Source organism: Polaromonas sp. JS666 (genome assembly GCF_000013865.1).
In the GTDB taxonomy this organism is placed as follows: Bacteria; Pseudomonadota; Gammaproteobacteria; order Burkholderiales; family Burkholderiaceae_C; genus Polaromonas.
Map to the genome: position 1 here is coordinate 3899225 of NC_007948.1, position 18245 is coordinate 3917469.

Sequence of the window (18245 nt, forward strand, 5' to 3'; positions counted from 1 at the left end):
TTCAGGCCGCGACCACGACTTTGGTCGGCGGGCCGGCAAAAGCAGTTTTGAAGCTGCCGATGGAGAGCATGTCGATCTCCAGGATAAAGGGACCGCTGGCAGCCAGCGCCTTGTCCAGGCCGGCGGGCAGGTCGGCGAGCCGGCTCACGCGCGTGTGGCCCAGCTGCAACGAGGCACACAGTTGCGCGTAGTCCGGCGTGTGCAGGTCGACATAGCATCGGCGGCCACCGTACTGGGCGTCCTGGATGTTCTGGATCACGCCATAGCGCTTGTCGTTCATCAGCACGTACACCACGCCGGCCTTCTCCTGCACGGCCGTGGCCAGTTCGCCCAGATTCAGGATGAAGCCGCCATCGCCCGACAGGCAAAAGGTTTTGCGGCCCGAACCGGTGACGGCAGAACCCACGGCGGCGCCCACGCCCATGGCCAGGCCCTGCCCGATGCCGCCGCCCAGCGCATGCACGCCGGCACGCGGATCGAAGATGTGCAGCTGGCGGTTGCCCCAGGTGCTGTTGGACACCGTGACGTCACGCACCCAGTTGAAGTTTCGGCCGGCGGCCTGCTGCAGCTGGCTCACCAGTTCCGTGTAGGGGCCGAGGCCGTCGAGCAGGCTTTTCTCGGCCGCGGCACGCGCGGCACGCAGGTCGGCCATGAAGGCCGGGTCAATCGACAGGCGGCCTTCGAGACGGTCGGCCAGCCCCTGCAGCACGAGTTCGGAGTCGCCGTGCACGAAATAGTCCGTGGCGTAGCAGCGGCCTTCGGCGGCGGGGTCGGCGTCCACGCGGTAGAGCGGGCGCGGCAGTTTGAGTTCGTACTTCAGCGTCTCGTTGCCGCGCAGGCGCGAGCCCACGACCACCATGGCATCGCAGGTCTGGTAGAAGTTTTCCACCGGTTTGTGCAGGTTGTAGGCGCCCAGCGACCGGACGTCGTCCTCGGGCACGATGCCGCGGCCCTGGGTGCTGCTGACCACGCCCAGGCCCATGGCCATGAGGCGGGCCACCGCCGCGCCCGCATGGCGGGCTCCACCGCCCAGCCACAGCAGCGGGCGGCGGGCCTTGGCCAGGCGGTCGGCGAGTTCGTCCAGCGCATGGGCGGACGGCTGGTGCGCCACCACGGGCAGCGGCTTGAGGTCGGCCGGCAGGGGCATCAGCGCCGCCTGGATGTCGATCGGTATCTCCACGCTGACCGGGCCGGTCGGCGCCGTCAGCGCGGTCTGCACAGCCAGCTTGATGGTGCTGAGCGCGGTCTCGACACTGCGCACGCGAAAGGCCGCCTTGGACACGGCCTGCAGCATGGTGAGCTGGTCGGGCGCTTCGTGGATGTAGGACAGGCTCTGGTCGAGGTAAGGCGTTTCGATCTGGCCCGTCAGGTGCAGCAGCGGCGTGCCGGCGGTGAGCGCTTCCACCATGGCGCCGGCGGCGTTGCCGGCGGCGGTGCCGGTGCTGGTCAGGCACACGCCCAGGCCGCCCGTGGTGCGGGCATACGCGTCGGCCATGTTGGTGCCGCCGGCCTCGCCGCGCGCCATCACGAAACGGATTTTGCCGCGCTCGTTGAAGGCATCCAGGATGGGCATGTTGTGGATGGAAATGACGCCGAAGGCAGCCTTGACACCGCACTCCTCGAGGAATGCGGCAATGGCGGCGCCGACCGTGATTTGGTTGTTGTCAGGCATGATGGGAAAGACCTCCGGAAACATCGATGTGGCTGCCGGTCGTGTACGACGACAGCGGGGTGGCTAAAAAGAAAATGGCGCGGGCGGCCTCTTGCGGCAGCCCCAGGCGGCCCAGCGGAATGCGTTTGCGTGCGGCGAGCTCGCCGGTCCAGGCGGCCCAGTCCAGCGCGCGGTTCTCGCGCGCCTCGAAGCGGCGGCGCCATTGGCCGGACTCGATCAGGCCCACGAGGATGCCGTTCACGCGCACCCCCATGGGGGCGAACTCGGTGGCCATGGAGCGCACGAGGTTCTTGATGCCGGCGCGGGCTGCCGAGGTGGCCACCATATGGGGCTCGGGCTGGGCGGCCAGCAGGGAGTTGACGCAGACGATGGCCGGCGCGGCCTGGCGCCGCAGCTGCGGCAGGAAGGCCCGCGTGGGATGGATGACCGAGAAGAACTTCAGGTGCAGCTCTTCAGTCCAGGCGCTGTCTTCGGTATCGGCAAAGGTGGACACACGGCCCTGGCCGGCGTTGTTGACCAGAACGGAGGCGGCGCCCAGCGCGCGTTCGCTGCTCTCGGCGAATCGCTGCACATCGGCAGCGTCCAGCACGTTGCAGGTGGCGGCAAACAGGCGGGCCTCCGGGAACCGGGCGCGCAGCCCGGCCTCGGCGTCACGCAGGCGTTTTTCGTCGCGGCCGCAGAAGGCCACGGCCGCGCCGCCTTGCAGCAACAGCTCGACTGTCGCCAGGCCGATGCCGGACGAGCCGCCCGTGACCACGGCCACGGTATGGTTCAGGTCAATCAGGTTCATCGCGAAGGCACTCAGCGCAGGCGCAGGGCGACGACCGTGTTGAGGCTGTCGCTGCGCGGTTGGTAATTCAGGAGGCGGGACAACTCGTCGGCCGACAGGCGCACATGCCGCACCATGTCGTCGACCAGCCCGGTCTCGATGTGGGCCGAGGGAATGGTGGTTCCCAGCGCGGCGATGATGCGGCCGCTGTCGTCGCGCACCGGGGCCGCAATGGTGGAGATGCTGGCCTCGTAATAGCCCTCGCCCATCACGTAGCCGCGCTGGCGGTCCGCCTCCAGCAGGTTGAACAGTTCCAGCACGGTCTTGGGCGTGCTGGCGGAAAACGCTTCGAGGTGATCCTCGGGGTAGATCGCGCGCAACTCGGGCAGGGTCAGGTCCTGCAGCAGTACCCGGCCCAGAACGGTCGCGTGGGCCGGCAGGCGCGTGCCGACGCGCACCGAGCTGGCGAACGGCGTCGGCGGCGCGACCTTGGCCACATAGACGATCGAACGCCCGTCCCGCACCACCAGGTTGCACGAGTAGTGAATTTCGTCGCACAGCCGCGCCAGCAATGGCTGACCCAGTTCGGTGAGCTCCAGCGAGGACAGGTATTCAAAGCCCAGGCGCAGCACGGCCATGCCAAGGCGGTAGTCGCTGCCGCCGCTGGTGCGCTCGATGAAGCCCATGGCCTCCAGCGTGTTGAGCAGGCGAAACACCGTGGAGCGCGGCAGGTCAAGTCGGCGTGCCAGTTCGGGCGCGCTCAGCGTGCGGCTGTCGCGGCTGAATTCTCCGAGCAGGCGCAGGCCGCGCTCCAGCGCGGGGACGATGTATTTGTCGTTGCCGTTTTCTTCGGCGGTGTTGTCACTCATGGTGCGTGGCTCCGTTTGGTTGCATCGCGGCGCGCGTGATCAGGCGCGCGACCGCTTCAGGTTGCTCCACAGGGCTGGCATGGCCGGCTCCCTTGATCAAGTCAAAGGGCGCAGCATACAAGTCTGCCCAGACACGGCAGGCAGCGGGCGGTGTGACCACGTCGGCGTCGCCGCAGTGAACCTCCACCGGCATGGCCAGACCCTGGCTTGTTCCCAGGTCGCTGGCGCACAGCAGCTCGACGGCCTGCAGGTAGCCTTCGGGCTGCAGGCGGGCGGTGTTCCATTGCACCCAGGCACGTGCCGCAGAGTCTGCCGCCGGCGAGAGCAGGCGCTGCGGGATGCGCTCTGCCAGGCCGGCCACGCCCAGCATCTGCAGCGCATCGCGGCGCTCGTTGCGCACGCGCTCGCGGGTGGTGGCCTGCGCGGCAGCGCCATAGCCGCCCGCCGGGCTGATGAGCACCACGCGTGTGACGCGGTCTGCACCCAGATCGCGGGCGTAGGCGCAAGCCATCAGCGCGCCCAGCGAATGGCCGACCAGCACGCAGCGGCGAACGCCCATCGCCTGCAGCAGTTCATGCAGGCGTGCCGCATAGTCTGCGTCCGTGGGGGCATCGCCCCGAAGCGGGGTGGAGTCACCATAGCCGGGGGCATCCCACGCCATGACATGCACCTGCTCACCGGCCAGCAGCGCCGCATGCGACCATGAGGCAGCGCCGGAGCTGATGCCGTGCAGCAGCACAACCGTGGGCGCCTCGCCGGGCGCACCGCATTCGCGCAGCGCCACCTGCGCGCCCGAGGGCAGCGGCACGATGCGCTGGGGAAAGCGACTATCCAGCAGCGCGAGCGGCGCCTGCAGCAGATCGTCAGCGGTGCGGGGCACGGCGTTCATGGCAGATGCGCTCAGCGCTTGATCTTGGCGAGCGGGTGCTCGGGCGGATAGGTGGGCGTGATGGGCTTCTTGTTGCCCAGCATCACGCACATCAGCGCGTCTTCGTCGCCGATGTTGATTTCCTCGCGATACACGCCCGGCGGCACCGAGACGACGTCGCGGTCGGTCAGGATGGTTTCAAAACGCTCGCCGTCTTTTTCCAGCACCAGCTTGAGCTTGCCGCGGATGAGGAAGAACACCTCCTCCACGTCGACGTGCAGGTGCGAGGGGCCTTCGTGGCCGGCCGGGATCACCATGGTCGAGAAGGTGAAGTTTTCCGCCGGGATGGTGGTGCTGTCCGAGGCGACACCGGTGCCTCCGGTGCCGATATAGCGCATCTGGCCACGGCGGTATTTGGGATCGAAGTCCGCCTGGAACTTCAGGGCGTCAAAGTCATACTTGCGGGTGGAAAAGCGCGCAACACGGCTTTCCATCCAGGACGCGAAACTCGCCCCCTCAGGTTGGTCCCAGCTTTTGGGGAGTTGCCGTTGCTCAGACAGATCACTCATTGTTCACTCCTTTGAAATTGCGTTTAGCGGGTTTTTCGGGTTTTGCGCGTTCAGCGCATGACGAAGCCGCCATTGACGGCGAGAACCTGGCCGGTGACGAACCGGGCCAGATCGGATAGCGCATAGAGCACCGCGCCGGAGACGTCCTCGGGCATCTGCTCGCGCTGGAGCGCGCGCTGGTCGATGTATTGACGGTGCCGCGACTCGGGCACGTACTGCGTGGCTTCCACCAACACCAAGCCGGGGGCGATGGCATTGACGGTGATGTTGTCGGGGCCCAGCTCGCGGGCCAGCGAATGCGTCATCGCAATCACGGCGCCCTTGCTGGCCACATAGGCCAGCAGATTGGGCGCACCCCACATCGCAGTATCTGAAGCCAGGTTGACAATGGCGCCGCGGCCACCGGCGCGCAGCGCGGGGCGACAGGCACGCGTCATGAGCCAGGTGCCGCGCACGTTGACGTTCATCACCTGGTCCCACTTGGCGATCTCGATGTCGTCCATGCCGCGACCTCCGGAGTCGGTCACCGCGGCGTTGTTGACGAGACCGTCCAGGCCGCCCAGGTTGGCCACCGCCTGCTCGGCGCAGCACTGGATCGATGCCGGGTCGCCCACATCCACCGCCACGCCGCTGGCGTCAAAGCCTTCTGCGCGCAGGGTTGCAACGGACTGCTGCAGCAACTCCTCGCGCAGATCGGCCAGCACCACCCGGGCGCCGCTCTCGCACAGCGTGCGGGCAAAGGAAAAACCCAAACCGCGGGCCGCACCGGTCACCAGGATGCGGCGGCCCTGCACAAGTCCTTGCTGGCTATGCGCGACCATGGTTCACCTCCCTGCGGGCTTGCTTGCGGGCCTGATGCCTCAAACTGCGTGGAAGGCCGGTGATGCGGATGATTTCAAACATGAGAAACCTCAACTGAAGATTTGGATTCTGACTTTGTCTTGTTTCACTAATGAAACAACGATTAATATCTGAAACGATGAACGAAGCTTAAAGGTGATTTTTAGCTTCAAAAATAGGTATAAACCCTAATAAATTCGGCAAAACTCCCCCTCTGGCATGCGGTGTGAGCCTGAAAACGGGTGTGAAAAGGCCTCGTGATGGTTGCGGCATTCCGCGACATTCCGGTGGCCGTCGCCGGCAACTGCATGGGCCACAGCATTGGCGCCATGGGCTTGCGGCCTTACCACGGGCGCATGAGCACCGTGCTGTGCGGCCCGGCGACAACCTGATGATCCACAAGGCCCTGATGATGGTGGAGCCCGGCGACGTACTGGTCATTGATGCGGCGGCGACCTGACACAGGTCCTCGTGGGAGACCTGATGCGCACCACCGCCTCGCCAAACAACTCGGCGAGCTGGTGATCGATGGCGCCGTCCGCAACCTGCTGGAATGGGCCGAGGACGGCATGCCGATCTTTGCGCGCGGGCACACGCACTGCGGCCCCAGCAAGGAAGGCCCGGGCGAAATCAACATACCGATCGCCTGCGCAGGCCTAGCGGTGCAGCCGGGCGACCTGATGCTGGGCGATGCGGATGGCGTGATCGCCATTCCATCGGTGGACGTGGCGGCGCCGCTGCCGGTCGTGCGTGCGCACCTGGCGCGCGAAGCCAAAATTCGCGCCACCAACGCCGCCGGCACCTCCGACCCGGAGCGTTTCAACGCCCTGCTGCGCAGCAAGGGCCTGCCGGTCTGACAGGCCGAACTGCGGCACACCCTCGAACTGGCTGCGGTCGGCAGCCCGTTCGAAGTGCAATGGCCAGTGGCATCCGCTCGGGACAAGACGTGCTCAAGGCCAAGGCCTTGGGCGCTCAGGGCACCTGCTCATGAGTCATGGCAGGCTTCGCCAAGCGAAGTCCTGCCTAACGCTGGCCCGCAGGTCGGGCCGGCACCGTTTGCAGGTAAGCGTGCAGCGCTCGGGTATCGACATCGTTCATGGCCGACAGCGATCCAAACGGCATCACCTGGATGGCTGTGCCGTCAGGCCGTTTGCCGCTGCGCATCATGGCCATGAACTGCGCTGCATCCTTGTAACGCCCCATGGCACTGCCCTCGCCGGGCGTGATGTTGGCGGCCGCCGGCCAGTCCGGGGGGCCACCGGGAATCTTCCCGCCGGACAGCTTCTCGCCATGGCAACCGATGCACATATTGGCCACATAGGCGCCATGCTGCACCGTCACGGCAGCCGCCACCGGGGTTGAGGGCGGCAGCGAGTGGTCAATCCGTTGCGCCGCATCGGGAATGGCGTCAAAGCCGTAGAGCACCCAGGCTGGCAAGGGCAGTTCGATCACCGCGGCACGGGGATTTTGTGGCGGCAAGCTGCGCACATACGCCACCAATGCGGCCAGGTCTTCGTTGGTGAAGCGGTTGTAGTCCTCACTGGGCATGATCAGCGCCGGGTGCCCATCGGGTTTGACCCCATGGCGTATCGTGCGAACCCAGTCTTCGGGCTTGTACCCGGCCACCACACCGCCAGGCGTGATATTGGGTCCGGCGATGCGCGTGCCTTTGCCGTCATTGACAAAGTCGCGCCCGCCCCCGTTCACGCCATGGCAGTCAACGCAACCGCGCGACTGGAATAAATACTTGCCGCGCTCCAGCGCCTGGGCATCCGAGACGTACGCCACGGGTTGCACCGGCACACTCACCTGGCGCATGCGTTTTCGCTCGGCCAGCTGCGTGCCCACCACGGCCGCACCCGCGACCAGCAGTACGGCCAAGCCCAGGCCGGCAGCGCTCCATTTAATCCAGCGTTTCATTGTATTTCCCCCTCCATTAGCCTCGATGGCGCGCCACCACCGGGCCGCATCGTCGCAGGCAAATCGGGCAGTTTAGGCAGCCGCGGATTTTTTGTCAGTGAGAAATTAACATCGCCTGGCGTGAAACCGGTGTGGGCAGCCAGAGCAACCGGTCCCCCACACTCGCGCCCGCATCGGCGTGGAAGTCGGCATTCCGGATGCTTGACCACACAAAAGCGATGACACGTCGACGAGCGCTATGCTTGCCATGTGAACGTTTCAAGCCCGTCCCACAGCGCCAGACTGCGCCGTATTGCCCACCTCGACATGGATGCTTTTTTTGCGTCGATCGAGTTGCTGCGCTACCCGCAACTCAAAGGCCTGCCCGTGGTGATTGGTGGCGGGCGGCGCAAGGTGGATGAAGAACTGCTGGCGGCGCAAGGCGAGCGCGCGCTGCGCTTCATTCCGGTGGAAAATTTTCCGCTGCTCAAGGACTATGTGGGCCGCGGCGTGATCACCACGGCGACCTACGCAGCGCGGCAATTTGGCGTGGGCTCGGCCATGGGCATGATGAAGGCGGCCAAACTCTGTCCGCAGGCCATTGTGTTGCCGGTCGATTTTGAAGAAGTGCGCAAATACTCGCGGCTGTTCAAAAGCACCATCACCGAGATTGCCCCCGTGATGCAGGACCGCGGGGTGGACGAGGTGTATATCGACTTCACCGATGTGCCCGGCGGCCAGCGCGAGGGAGGCCGGGTGCTGGCGCGGTTGATCCAGAAAGCGATTTTTGAAAAGACCGGCCTCACCTGCTCGGTTGGCGTGGCCCCCAACAAGCTGCTGGCCAAGATGGCCAGCGAGTTCGACAAGCCCAATGGCATTTCGATTGTGTACGAGGAAGACCTGCAGCCCCGGATCTGGCCGCTCAACGTACGCAAGATCAACGGCATTGGTCCCAAGGCCGGGGAAAAGCTGGCCAGGCTGCACATCCACACCATCGGCGAGCTGGCCGCGCAGGATCCTTCATTTCTGATTGCCAATTTCGGCAAAGCCACGGGCGCCTGGATGCACGAGGCCGCCTGGGGCCGTGACGACCGGCCAGTGGTCACCGAGAGCGAGCCCGTCAGCATGAGCCGGGAAACCACCTTTGACCGCGACCTGCATGCAGTGCGCGACAAGGCGGTGCTTGGCGCCATCTTCACCGATCTGTGCAGCAAACTGGCGCAGGACCTGCAGCGCAAGGGCTATGTGGCCAAAACCATAGGCATCAAGCTGCGCTATGACGATTTCAGAATTGCAACGCGCGACCAGACCGCCGACAGCTACACCGCTGACGGTCAAGCCATCCGGAAACTGGCGGGCCTGTGCCTGAAGCGGGTTCCGCTCGAGAAAAAGCTGCGCTTGCTGGGCGTTCGCGCCAGCACGCTGGCCAAAGCCGGCGAAGAGCCGGTGCCCGAACAAAAATCGCCACCATCCCGATCGGGAAGCCCGCAACAAGGGCAACAAGGTATTGAATCGATGGCAAGCGATCAATTGTTCTAACGCATCGACCGCTCCACCATCAGCGCTAGCTATCACCCCCTTTCAGAAACGCCGCCCAGCGGTGCAAGGTCGGATAAATAGACACGGTTGCCGAGCTGCAGCTCATGCCCTTTCTGCCGGGCGGCCTCGAAGGCGGCAAACTCTTCAGCCGTGGGGTGGTCGCGCTTGCGGTGCGGCAGTGGCAGGCCCGGCGCCTCGGTCCCGCCGCCACTGTGCTGTGCATCAGGCCGGCTGGTCTCGAAGCCCTGGATCTGGTCGTTGACCTGCCAGTACACAGCGGACACCGTGATGCCGTACCGCGCAGCCGCATTTTTGGTGATCGCCGCACCCAGGACGACCAGTTGCCCGGGACGGCCTTCGCGGTTGTGCAGGAAGTCGGTGGACAGATCGACCAGAACCAAATACCGGTGGCCGCGCCTGTCGTTGCGCACCACACGGAACCGGTAGCTGGCCGACAGGATGCCGTGGGCCTGCATCGTGACCGTGATGGCCTCATACAGCATTTTTCGCCGGAACCACATGCGCTCCTCAAGACTCATCTTGACGGGTGTGGTCTCCGGCCCGGCAGGCTCGGATTTTGAGCGTTTCCCGGTGCTAAACAGATTCTTGAGTACGAACATGCTGGGATGGCATCAGGGCTATTTCGCCGCAAAGAAAACATAGTCCGCCGTATAGCCTTCCTTGCTGCGCTTGCCGGCGTCGGCCTTGGTCTCGCAGCCCTTGGCCGGCGCATTGCCGCCTGCCGTGTTGAGGCGCTGCACGCTGGTAACGCTAGCCATCCTGCCGGTCGCATCGCTTGATTTGGCGGACAGCAGCAGCAGCGGAATGTCTACCGCGCGCTCACCATCGGCGCGGGCCTTGACGGTGCCTACCGTCTTGCTGCCGTCAAGCGCCGCCCAGTTGGGGCCGGCACCGTGGGTGCCGACTTTCTCGTTTTTCTGGTTGAAAAGATCAGCCTCGGGCGCCACAAACACCCAGACCCAACCGCCCTTGTCGGCGACGCGGCATTCATAAATCTGCGAGCCGACGGCGTGCCAGGTGAACGCCACACGCTCGCTATCGGCGGGCTTGAGCGCCGCAGGCACGGGTTTCGCGGCGTTTGCGGCTCCTCCCGGTTTGGACGAGGCGCAAGCACTGAGCAGGCCGGCGCAAAGCGCGGCCAGAACCAGGCTGGTGGCGGCGGACGGGGTTGCGGGAATCGATGTCATGAAAATCTCCTGAAGTGAATTGACGGATAAACAGCCGGTCAGCTGAAGTGCGCAGCCTGGCGCCCTGCTTCCGCCGCCTTGCCTGCAAGGGACAAACGCTGCGTTTTGAAAATCGGATGCAGGTTCGCAAAAATATTTTTGTGACGAGGCCTGGGCGTTTGCCGCCCGGCAAAATTTCAGGAACTTCATATACTCAGCCGCATGAAGCTGGACACTGATGCGGACACCCGCAGCCTGGAAGCGCTGATCGCGGCTGCGGCGCAAGGCGACCATGCCTGCTTCGCCCGGATCTATTCACGCACCCATATGCATCTGTTTGGCGTTGCCCTGCGTATATTGAGACATGGACAGGCGGCCGAGGATGTGCTGCAAGAGGCGTATGTGAGCATCTGGAAAAATGCCGGCGGCTACCGCAGCGAGGTAGACGGGCAAACCATTCAACCCATGACATGGCTGATTGCCATCGTCCGTAACAAGGCGCTGGACGCCTTGCGCTCCCGCACGCGCCGCAAGGAAAGCGAATTGCCCGAGTCCGGCGACGTGGACGAAGAAGACACCGAAACCACCGCAACGCCCGCCCCCAGCGCCATGCAGCTTCTGGAACAGGCCAGCCAGGCCCTGCATATAGAAGGCTGCATGAATGCGCTGGAAGGCAGTTACCGCCAAAGCCTGGCGCTTGCCTACTACCAGGGCTTGTCGCACACCGAGGTGGCGGCGCAAATGGGCGCGCCGCTCGGCTCCGTCAAAGCCTGGATACGGCGCGGGCTGGAAAAACTCAGAGGCTGCCTGGCCGCGCAGGGGGTGACGCCATGAGGTACACCCACCCTGAACTGCTGGAACACCTCGCCTCGTCTTATGTGCTGGGCACGCTGGCGGGCGGCGCACGGCGCCGCTTTGAACGCCTGCAGCGCGACCGCGCCGATGTGCGGATGCTGGTGACGCAGTGGGAAACGCGGCTGGGCCAGCTGGCCATGTCAGTGCCGGCCCAGCGGCCTTCGCCGCAGCTGTGGGCCGCAATTGCCGCACGTACGCAACCCGGCAGGGCACCCGCTGCACCGCCTGCCGCTTCCCCTTCGGCCTCCTGGCTGGGCTGGCTCAAGCCGGCAGGCTTTGGCCTGGGTGGCCTGGCGGCCGGGGTGATCGCGGCCAGCGCGCTGTTTGCAGCCATGCCCTCGCTTTTCATGTCCAGCGACCAGATCGCCATGCGATCGGGTGAAAAACTGCCGCAAAGCTATGTGGGCCTGCTCACCGATGCGCAGGGCAACGGCAAGCTGCTGGTGAGCTCGCTGCGTCACGGCAAGACCATGACGGTCAAGGTGATAGGCCCCATCACACCGCCCGCTGCCGGAACGCTGGTGCTGTGGGCCGTGCCCGCCAATGCGCCGGCCTTTGCGCTTGGCACCGTGCCCACCAGCGGTTCGGCCGTTTCCATGTTGTCCGACACGTCGGAAAATCTGCTGTCCAAAGTGGGCAAGCTGATGGTGACGCTTGAGGCCAGCGCAGCGCCTGCCGTTCCTGGCGGGACCGTGGTCTTCAGCGGCAATTGCGCGAAGTTGTGGTGATCAAGACCGAGCCGCAAGACTGGATTTGGGATGCTGGCACCACGGGCCAACATCGCGTCTATCGTTGCCAATCATGTGAAACCTTAACCCATACACCAACCGAATGAATACAACCACCCTAAACGCCCTGTCCGCATTCCCGGCGCAACTGGAAGCGCACTACGCCGCCATTCCTGCCGAGTTCAAGCACTGGGCCCCGCCATCCTGGGATGGCGTGCCGAGCGAGCCTTTCACGGCCATCGAACAGGTCTGCCATGTGCGTGACATCGAGATCGACGGCTATCACGTGCGCTTGCACCGCACGTTAAATGAAATCAACCCGACACTGGCATCCATCGACAGCGAAGCGCTTGCAAAAGCACGTTCCTACGCCACGGCCAATGCGGGCGAAGCGTTTTCGGCCTTTCGGGAAGCGCGGGCGAAGACCATTTCGGTCATTACCGGCCTGAGTGCGGAGCAGCTCAACAGGACTGCGGAATTTGAAGGCTACGGTCCGTTGTCACTCCGCAGCCTGGTGCACTACCTTTGCAGCCATGACCAGCAGCACCTGGCAGGTTTGCAGTGGCTGCTTGGAAAGATAGAGGCCTCGCGTGTGCAGGTGCGAAGCTAACCCTTGCGATCAACCGCCGTCCCCGTCCCAATTACAAATAAATACGAATCCAGCTGCATCCGTTTTTCAGGTTCCGTCGTTTGTCTCAGGTGCTGGTTTGCAGCGCACTTCAATCAACCGACTATTCAAGGAGCCCGACATGAACGCATTTTCAATTCGCAGCTTTATCGCCCTGCCTGTGCTGGGCCTGGCTTTCGCCGGCGCCGCCCTGGCTGCCGACTTTCAAACCATGCCCGTCCAGAACGTGCAGATCGACGATTTCGCAGCCGGCAAAAAAGCCATTGATGCCAAAAACTGGGCACAGGCCGTCAGCAGCTTCAGCAAGGTCGTCGCCAGGAACCCCACGAATGCCGACGCCTACAGCTACCTCGGTTATGCCAACCGCTGGCTGGGCAAGTACGACGAGGCCTTTGCCGCCTACGGCAAGGCGCTGGCGCTGGACCCCAGGCACAAGGGCGCGCTGGAATATTCGGGCATCGCCTACCTGAAAACCAACCAGAAAGCCCAGGCTGAAGCCCAGTTCGCCAAGCTGCAGGCCATCTGCGCGACCTGCGAGGAAACCAGCGACCTGGCCAAGGCCGTTGCAGCGGCTAAATAACCAAAAAGCCCTGCCTGCCGCCCTGCCATCCTAGCAACCCGCCGGGATGGTTTCTCCCCTGATCCCGATCCTGTTCCCTTCCCATTGCCCCCGGAAGGCTTGCCGGGCCCGTCCCGGCCTATGAAATGGGTGTCGCAGCATTGACAGAACCTTTCATGAATCTTACAGTTAAGTCTCTGCACGGAGGCTTTATGTCAGACCCTTCCAGATACCATCCACACCACCTGACCTTGGCGCAGTTGCAGCGCGTCAAAAACTGGCATGTGGCCCAGCAGGGGGCGCACCCGGTGGAACGCCAGGTCTGGGAGGCCGTGCTGACCGTATGGATCATGGGGTGGATAGGCTGGCTGCCCGCCTACACCTTTGAAGCACCTTGGGCATTTCCGCTGTGCCTGCTGGGTGTTTTCGCGCCGCGGCTTTATGTGCACTGGCGGGCACATGCCCATGCCAGGCAGCTCATCCGGTGTGAATGGCTGGATCTGGTGCGCTGACTTCGCCTGACCGCGCTCAATGGGCGGCCGAGGGCCCGCCAACACCATCGGTCAGGCTCTTGCCGTTGAGGGGCGCTTGAGCGATGGGTCAGGCGCCGCCTTTGCGCCCAGGTTTTTTAAACCTTGGCGGGAAGTACCACCAAGCCGCCACAACAAGCAAGCCGAACAATGTGTACACCGCACTGAAAACCCATGGTGGCGCCTCGTAGAAGAGCAGGCGCTGAACCCAATGCTCAATGAAACTCTCGCTGTAGAACGTGGATCCAGCCTGTATTCGAAGCCAGACTTCCGCTGCTGTCAGTGGGCAGATGATGCCCAGCCACGACTCGGCGACAACAACCCCGATTGCCGCGATATGCCCGACGCGGAACCACGGGCTGTTGACCCAACGCCAAGCCAGCAAGTTGCCGGCGACGATGAGTAGCAAGCCACCGACAACAAACAGGACGACAGCGAAATGCAGGACCAGCACCGCGTCCGCGAGAAGCTGATACGGCAGCGATGCAGGCATTTCGGAGGCCCCTAGCATTCGACGTGAGGCGGGACCGGCGGCGTGGGCTCGCGGAGCAGACCATACCTCTGGCCGTGGGGCCGGCCCATGCCGTTGGTCCCCGCATCGACGCAGTGATCAGGCCTCACCCGGTTCTCCGCGCTGCGCCGCGAGCAGGGCAAGTGTCTGGCGATCAGGCTCACCCTGGTAGTACCTGTTCAGGGCCTGGCCGAAAAGCGACTGCTGGCCCTCGACCTGGGAAAAGAGCGTCAGGCAGGACCGGAACTTGGCCGCGTCAACGTCGCCCAGGACTTGAGTCGCACTCGCGCCAGGAAGCGCGTTCAGGGCTGCCACGCACTCCTTCAGCCTTGGGCCCAGCAACGGATGCTCGATGTAGGCGCGGGCCTCCGCCAGCGACTTGATCGCATAGAAGGTCGACATCCCACTCGAACCCAGACCTTGCAGCTGAGGCAGGATGTACCACATCCAGTGCGTTCGTTTCTTTCCTGTGCGGAGTTCACCGAGGGCTCGCTCGTAGTCACTCGCCTGGGCCTGGACGAAGCGGTCGAGGTTGTACGGGTCAGGTGGTTCGTTTGACATGAGGCTGGAGTTGCGAAATGGGGTGTTTCGTAAGGCCTGGACGAAAATGGTTTCGTGAACTCGGGCGGCCCGTCCCTCAAAGCCAAACTATCGCTCAGTTTCTTGCCGTTGTGGGGGAGTCCATAAGAAGGGTTGGGTCTATGGCTTGGGCGCAAGCGGCCCAAAGAACCCGACGATGCGATGCAGCTTGCTATCGGGGGACAACTTACCGAAGTCAGTTCCCTCCACAAACACCGTTCCATCCGCAAGCACCATGCGCCAGGTGAAGCGAAGCTTCTCGTGATGCGTATCGATCCCACTGGTAAGTTCAAAACGGGCTCCCGGGAACTGCTCAAAGAACCCGCCGATGTGATCGACAAGCGCCTTTCTGCCGGCGACGTGTACGGTGGGGTCGGTGTAAGTGCCGTCCTCAGCCCATACACGTTCGAGCAATTGCTGTCTGAACGCGCGGTCAGGTTCGCTCCACGCACCCGTGTAAAGCGTGATCAGTTCGGACAGTTCCATGCTTACGCTCCTCTTTGCGGTTGCAGAAAAACCGTTCGCTCGTCACGACGTGGTGAACGAGGCCCAACGCTTGAGCTCAGGGCCGTCGACCCTGCAGCGAATTGTCAGATGCCGCCGCCTCGATTCAACCGATCCGCGAAGCCGCTTCGGCTTGAATGAATTGTCAGCCGCTTGCGTGGCCTGGTGGATTCTTGGCGAACCATTCAGCGATGCCGGGCATATGCTGCTCAAAGTTGCCGGGTGCCGAAAAGTTGAGAACCCCGGCGCGTACGGAGCCGCGATTCTCGAAGTCATGCGTGACGCCTCCTGGGGCCAATACAAATGCTCCCTTCGGCGCATCCACCCAGCGGTCCTGGATAAGGAAGCTCATCGTTCCCTCAAGAACGTAAAAGATGTCATCTTCCGGATGCGAGTGCGCCCCCGGACCCTGCGTATTGGGCTCAAGCCACCACTCTGAAATGGAATAACGGTCCGCAGTTTCAGAGCCGTCGGCCTTGAATAGTGCCGAGATCCGACCCATGGGGTAAGCCCGACCCTCTCCAGGCGCCAGGAATACTGCTTCTCGACCAGGTGGTTCCACTGATGTCTCCCGTCACGATTGGATGGCGGTTAACGTTAAAAAGTAAGCGGGCTCGGCAGGCGGCCCGCTCTTGGCAGACCAGTTAAAGCGCATCGGCGTCATATTCGAATGTCTCGTCATGATGCCACCGAAGGACTACTGGCCCACCTTCTACAAAGACGTCCACATCATCGCTGGAAGGGTAGCAGAAGTCGCTCCAGTAAGTGACAAAAATATCCCACGGCAACGACAAAGCGGTATCTCTGCCCCAGGCGATGACCACACGACTAACTGGCACAGGCAGGCTGGCTAGCCACCTTCGAGTTTCGTCAGTGTTTTCAGTCGCGTGATGCTTGATAGTACGCGGACCAAGAGTCTTCGGCGCAGACGCGCATAGCAAATCAACTAACTCGGTCTCCAGCGGGCACAGCGTCTCAAGAGCATCGGCAGGAAGCACGGAATACGACGGCTGCGTCCATCTCCAAAACAGAGGAAAGGCGGTAATGTCCATACGCAGTTCCAATGCCCTTTAACATTGAAGATGACCGGCGCGCAACATACGCCGCGAAGCGGCCATTTTTTGTTGCGTGTCCGTATCGGGCCACCAGTTAGAAGGCATTATGGTTCGTACCCTAGGCCTCGCCTCAGCGGCCCACCCTACTTGGCACGACCGTCGACTGGTGCAGAGCCACAGGGTTGGAGAAGTAGTTGAACTCAAACTGAAAGTTCTTCTCTCGGAAGTAGATCAGGCCTGAAACCTCCGGCGCAGTATTGAACCATCCACCGTGGCGCACGTACAGGACATGCTCTATCTCCTCTGGCGATAGCGATGCGATGAAGTCGCCGTACACCGCGAGCACATACGGGGCATTTGCGTTGCGGGCCAGTTCTGCGTACTGACCGGCTTTGTCGCTGAGCTTTCGATAGATGTGGTCCGGCGGGATGGTGATCCAGCCAGTCCAAAGATCAGTCGAGCGAATGGATGTGGTGATCTCGCGTTCCTTCTCACTTCGCTGATGAAGCGTCAAGACGTCAATCACCTCCAGCAGACGCTTCTTGTCATCGAGAAGCGACCAATCGGGCGTTTGACCATCAATCATTCGCTCGTACCTGAAGTCAGCGCCGCCTTCACGGATGTGCACGCCAAGGAGTAGCTCTCTGTATGTGTGAAAGCGGGCACGCAGAGGCTGCGTCGCTAGCTTCTCCACGAAGGGAGCGACATCGTCTGGATGCAGGTGACGGACAAGGTCCTGCAAGTGCGCGTTGCCCTGTTCGTCTGGGTCGAGGCGTGGAAGCTCTGTCACTTGCGAGGCCTAACGAACAGCGTTTATCTGCCGCGAAGCGATGCATGAAAGAAGCGCTGGACTCATACGCGGCAGATAAACCTTGTTGGACTGAACCGCCCGGCGCGGCGGTTGAATGTTGATCTGATGGCCTATAGGGGTTTGTAATTTCTAGGCGGCCAAGCGGATAAAATTATGACTGAGCTTTGGATGGCCGAGGCGGCACAGGGTAAGGCCGGTGCGCTGGCCGGCCTGGTCTACTGCACCGCAACACGCGCGAAGTCACGCGGGCCATGCCCGGCACTGCGAGGTTGGCCAACCCATGTGCAAATCAATACACAAATGCAACTTACTGCCGCGCCATCCGGATATTGGCCGGCAGGGCTTGCGGATGGCTGGTGCGAAACGGGTTGATGTCCAGCCCTCCGCGGCGGGTGTAGCGGGCGTACACCGACAGCTTCAGCGGCCTGCAGCGCGTCCACACGTCCATGAAGATGCGCTCCACGCACTGCTCGTGAAATTCGTTGTGGTTGCGAAAGCTCACCAGGTATTGCAGCAGGCCTTCCTGGTTGATTTGTGGCCCCGAGTAGCTGATCTGCACACTGCCCCAATCGGGCTGCCCGGTCACCAGGCAGTTGCTTTTGAGCAGGTTGCTGGTCAGGGTTTCATCGACCGGCGGCTCGTCGAACTCTGCAAATAACAGTTCCGGCGCCGGCGTGAAGTGGATGCACTCCACATCGAGCCGGTCCAGGCTCAGGCCATCGAGCTCATGCACGGGTTCGCGGTCAAACAGTTCCGGCCCCAGTGTTTTAACCCCCACGCCAGCGCCCACCGCTGCATTGATGTCGGCGCGGATGCGCTCGCGCACATCGCGCGCGTCGGAAAAACGCGTGTTATTGAAGCTGTTCAGGTAAAGCTTGAAGGACTTGCTCTCGACAATGTTGGGCGACTCGCAGGGCACGGTGATGTGCGCCAAAGCCACCTGCGGCTTGCCGCGCATATTGAGCCAGCTCAGCTCGAATGCGGTCCACATGTCGGCGCCAAAAAACGGCGGTGTTCCGGTGACGCCGATTTCGGCACGTTTTTCCGCACGGGGGATCGGAAAGAGCAAGGAGGCATCGTACTGGTCAACATAGGCCGAGGACTTACCGAGTTGGGAGTGTTCAGGGGTATTCATGGGTCGTAAATTCTCTGATCATCTTGATCAATGTAGCTGACCGCGCCGCGAAGGGCCGCACCGGGCCAGCGAAGACCCCTTTACGTAGAGAAAGGGACAGCGTGCCGCCGAAGGCACGTGAAGCGACAAGCGTAGAGG

24 protein-coding genes are annotated in these 18245 nt (G+C 63.0%); 8 read left to right on the plus strand and 16 right to left on the minus strand.

Translation table 11 applies throughout. The features are described 5' to 3' along the window. Window position 1: 1 nt before the first annotated feature. The 6 genes from BPRO_RS18395 to BPRO_RS18420 are packed head-to-tail and all read right to left on the minus strand — an operon-like array spanning window position 2 to window position 5568. Entirely contained in the window at window positions 2-1672 is a 1671-nt protein-coding gene (locus BPRO_RS18395) for a thiamine pyrophosphate-binding protein (RefSeq protein ID WP_011484579.1), read from the minus strand. Continuing rightward, on the minus strand, window positions 1665-2462 hold the full coding sequence (locus BPRO_RS18400) for an SDR family oxidoreductase (RefSeq protein ID WP_011484580.1): 798 nt from the start codon (window positions 2460-2462) through the stop codon (window positions 1665-1667). The genes BPRO_RS18395 and BPRO_RS18400 overlap by 8 nt, the downstream gene beginning before the upstream one ends. Before the next feature lie 11 nt (window positions 2463-2473). Then, entirely contained in the window at window positions 2474-3310 is an 837-nt protein-coding gene (locus tag BPRO_RS18405; RefSeq protein ID WP_011484581.1) for an IclR family transcriptional regulator, read from the minus strand. Then, entirely contained in the window at window positions 3303-4199 is an 897-nt protein-coding gene (locus tag BPRO_RS18410) for an alpha/beta fold hydrolase (protein WP_011484582.1), read from the minus strand. Before BPRO_RS18410 ends, BPRO_RS18405 begins: the two co-directional genes overlap by 8 nt. Before the next feature lie 11 nt (window positions 4200-4210). Further along, complete coding sequence (locus BPRO_RS18415) at window positions 4211-4747, minus strand: cupin domain-containing protein (protein ID WP_011484583.1); 537 nt, start codon at window positions 4745-4747, stop codon at window positions 4211-4213. Between the two features lie 50 nt (window positions 4748-4797). Beyond that, window positions 4798-5568, minus strand: a complete 771-nt coding sequence (locus tag BPRO_RS18420; RefSeq protein ID WP_011484584.1) for an SDR family oxidoreductase — start codon at window positions 5566-5568, stop codon at window positions 4798-4800. A 276-nt stretch (window positions 5569-5844) separates the two neighbouring features. On the opposite strand from BPRO_RS18420, the gene BPRO_RS30735 reads away from it, so the two are divergent. Further along, window positions 5845-5979: a hypothetical protein gene (locus tag BPRO_RS30735; RefSeq protein ID WP_255349053.1), complete on the plus strand. Its 135-nt coding sequence runs from the start codon at window positions 5845-5847 to the stop codon at window positions 5977-5979. A gap of 129 nt (window positions 5980-6108) precedes the next feature. Beyond that, entirely contained in the window at window positions 6109-6444 is a 336-nt protein-coding gene (locus BPRO_RS30520; protein WP_232291430.1) for a hypothetical protein, read from the plus strand. 166 nt (window positions 6445-6610) lie between these two features. On the opposite strand, the gene BPRO_RS18430 is transcribed toward BPRO_RS30520, so the two are convergent. Beyond that, window positions 6611-7507 (minus strand): c-type cytochrome, encoded by an 897-nt coding sequence (locus BPRO_RS18430; RefSeq protein WP_011484586.1) that lies wholly within the window; start codon window positions 7505-7507, stop codon window positions 6611-6613. Window positions 7508-7813: 306 nt separating this feature from the next. Between BPRO_RS18430 and BPRO_RS18435 the strand changes: the two genes are divergently transcribed. Continuing rightward, complete coding sequence (locus BPRO_RS18435) at window positions 7814-9025, plus strand: Y-family DNA polymerase (RefSeq protein WP_049764145.1); 1212 nt, start codon at window positions 7814-7816, stop codon at window positions 9023-9025. Between the two features lie 32 nt (window positions 9026-9057). Here BPRO_RS18435 and BPRO_RS18440 read toward each other — a convergent pair whose 3' ends face one another. After that, complete coding sequence (locus BPRO_RS18440; RefSeq protein ID WP_011484588.1) at window positions 9058-9645, minus strand: hypothetical protein; 588 nt, start codon at window positions 9643-9645, stop codon at window positions 9058-9060. A gap of 18 nt (window positions 9646-9663) precedes the next feature. Next, window positions 9664-10233, minus strand: coding sequence for a DUF3455 domain-containing protein (locus BPRO_RS18445; RefSeq protein WP_011484589.1), 570 nt, complete (start codon window positions 10231-10233; stop codon window positions 9664-9666). A gap of 201 nt (window positions 10234-10434) precedes the next feature. Between BPRO_RS18445 and BPRO_RS18450 the strand changes: the two genes are divergently transcribed. The 5 genes from BPRO_RS18450 to BPRO_RS18470 all read left to right on the plus strand — a co-directional run bounded on the left by BPRO_RS18450 (window position 10435) and on the right by BPRO_RS18470 (window position 13494). Next, on the plus strand, window positions 10435-11046 hold the full coding sequence (locus BPRO_RS18450; RefSeq protein ID WP_011484590.1) for an RNA polymerase sigma factor: 612 nt from the start codon (window positions 10435-10437) through the stop codon (window positions 11044-11046). After that, window positions 11043-11795: an anti-sigma factor gene (locus BPRO_RS18455; protein WP_011484591.1), complete on the plus strand. Its 753-nt coding sequence runs from the start codon at window positions 11043-11045 to the stop codon at window positions 11793-11795. The genes BPRO_RS18450 and BPRO_RS18455 overlap by 4 nt, the downstream gene beginning before the upstream one ends. A 103-nt stretch (window positions 11796-11898) precedes the next feature. Then, the gene (locus BPRO_RS18460; RefSeq protein ID WP_011484592.1) at window positions 11899-12405 is read left to right on the plus strand and encodes a DinB family protein; all 507 of its coding nucleotides are present in this window, start codon (window positions 11899-11901) and stop codon (window positions 12403-12405) included. A 139-nt stretch (window positions 12406-12544) separates the two neighbouring features. Further along, a complete protein-coding gene (locus BPRO_RS18465) occupies window positions 12545-13003 on the plus strand; it encodes a tetratricopeptide repeat protein (RefSeq protein ID WP_041388934.1) in 459 nt (152 codons plus the stop codon). Window positions 13004-13194: 191 nt separating this feature from the next. Further along, window positions 13195-13494: a hypothetical protein gene (locus BPRO_RS18470; protein ID WP_011484594.1), complete on the plus strand. Its 300-nt coding sequence runs from the start codon at window positions 13195-13197 to the stop codon at window positions 13492-13494. 88 nt (window positions 13495-13582) lie between these two features. Here the strand turns inward: BPRO_RS18470 and BPRO_RS18475 are convergent, their stop codons facing one another. From BPRO_RS18475 to queF, 7 genes are all read right to left on the minus strand, one after another. Then, complete coding sequence (locus BPRO_RS18475) at window positions 13583-14005, minus strand: DUF2784 domain-containing protein (protein WP_041390024.1); 423 nt, start codon at window positions 14003-14005, stop codon at window positions 13583-13585. Window positions 14006-14122: 117 nt separating this feature from the next. Further along, complete coding sequence (locus BPRO_RS18480) at window positions 14123-14584, minus strand: DUF1810 domain-containing protein (RefSeq protein WP_011484596.1); 462 nt, start codon at window positions 14582-14584, stop codon at window positions 14123-14125. Window positions 14585-14722: 138 nt separating this feature from the next. Then, window positions 14723-15088 (minus strand): nuclear transport factor 2 family protein, encoded by a 366-nt coding sequence (locus BPRO_RS18485; protein ID WP_011484597.1) that lies wholly within the window; start codon window positions 15086-15088, stop codon window positions 14723-14725. A gap of 163 nt (window positions 15089-15251) precedes the next feature. Then, complete coding sequence (locus BPRO_RS30925; protein WP_081430533.1) at window positions 15252-15608, minus strand: cupin domain-containing protein; 357 nt, start codon at window positions 15606-15608, stop codon at window positions 15252-15254. 142 nt (window positions 15609-15750) lie between these two features. Continuing rightward, window positions 15751-16158, minus strand: a complete 408-nt coding sequence (locus BPRO_RS28055) for a hypothetical protein (protein ID WP_049764146.1) — start codon at window positions 16156-16158, stop codon at window positions 15751-15753. A 133-nt stretch (window positions 16159-16291) separates the two neighbouring features. Further along, the gene (locus BPRO_RS18500; RefSeq protein ID WP_041388935.1) at window positions 16292-16951 is read right to left on the minus strand and encodes a hypothetical protein; all 660 of its coding nucleotides are present in this window, start codon (window positions 16949-16951) and stop codon (window positions 16292-16294) included. Between the two features lie 328 nt (window positions 16952-17279). Continuing rightward, on the minus strand, window positions 17280-18107 hold the full coding sequence (queF, locus tag BPRO_RS18505; protein WP_011484601.1) for an NADPH-dependent 7-cyano-7-deazaguanine reductase QueF: 828 nt from the start codon (window positions 18105-18107) through the stop codon (window positions 17280-17282). Between the last annotated feature and the right edge of the window lie 138 nt (window positions 18108-18245).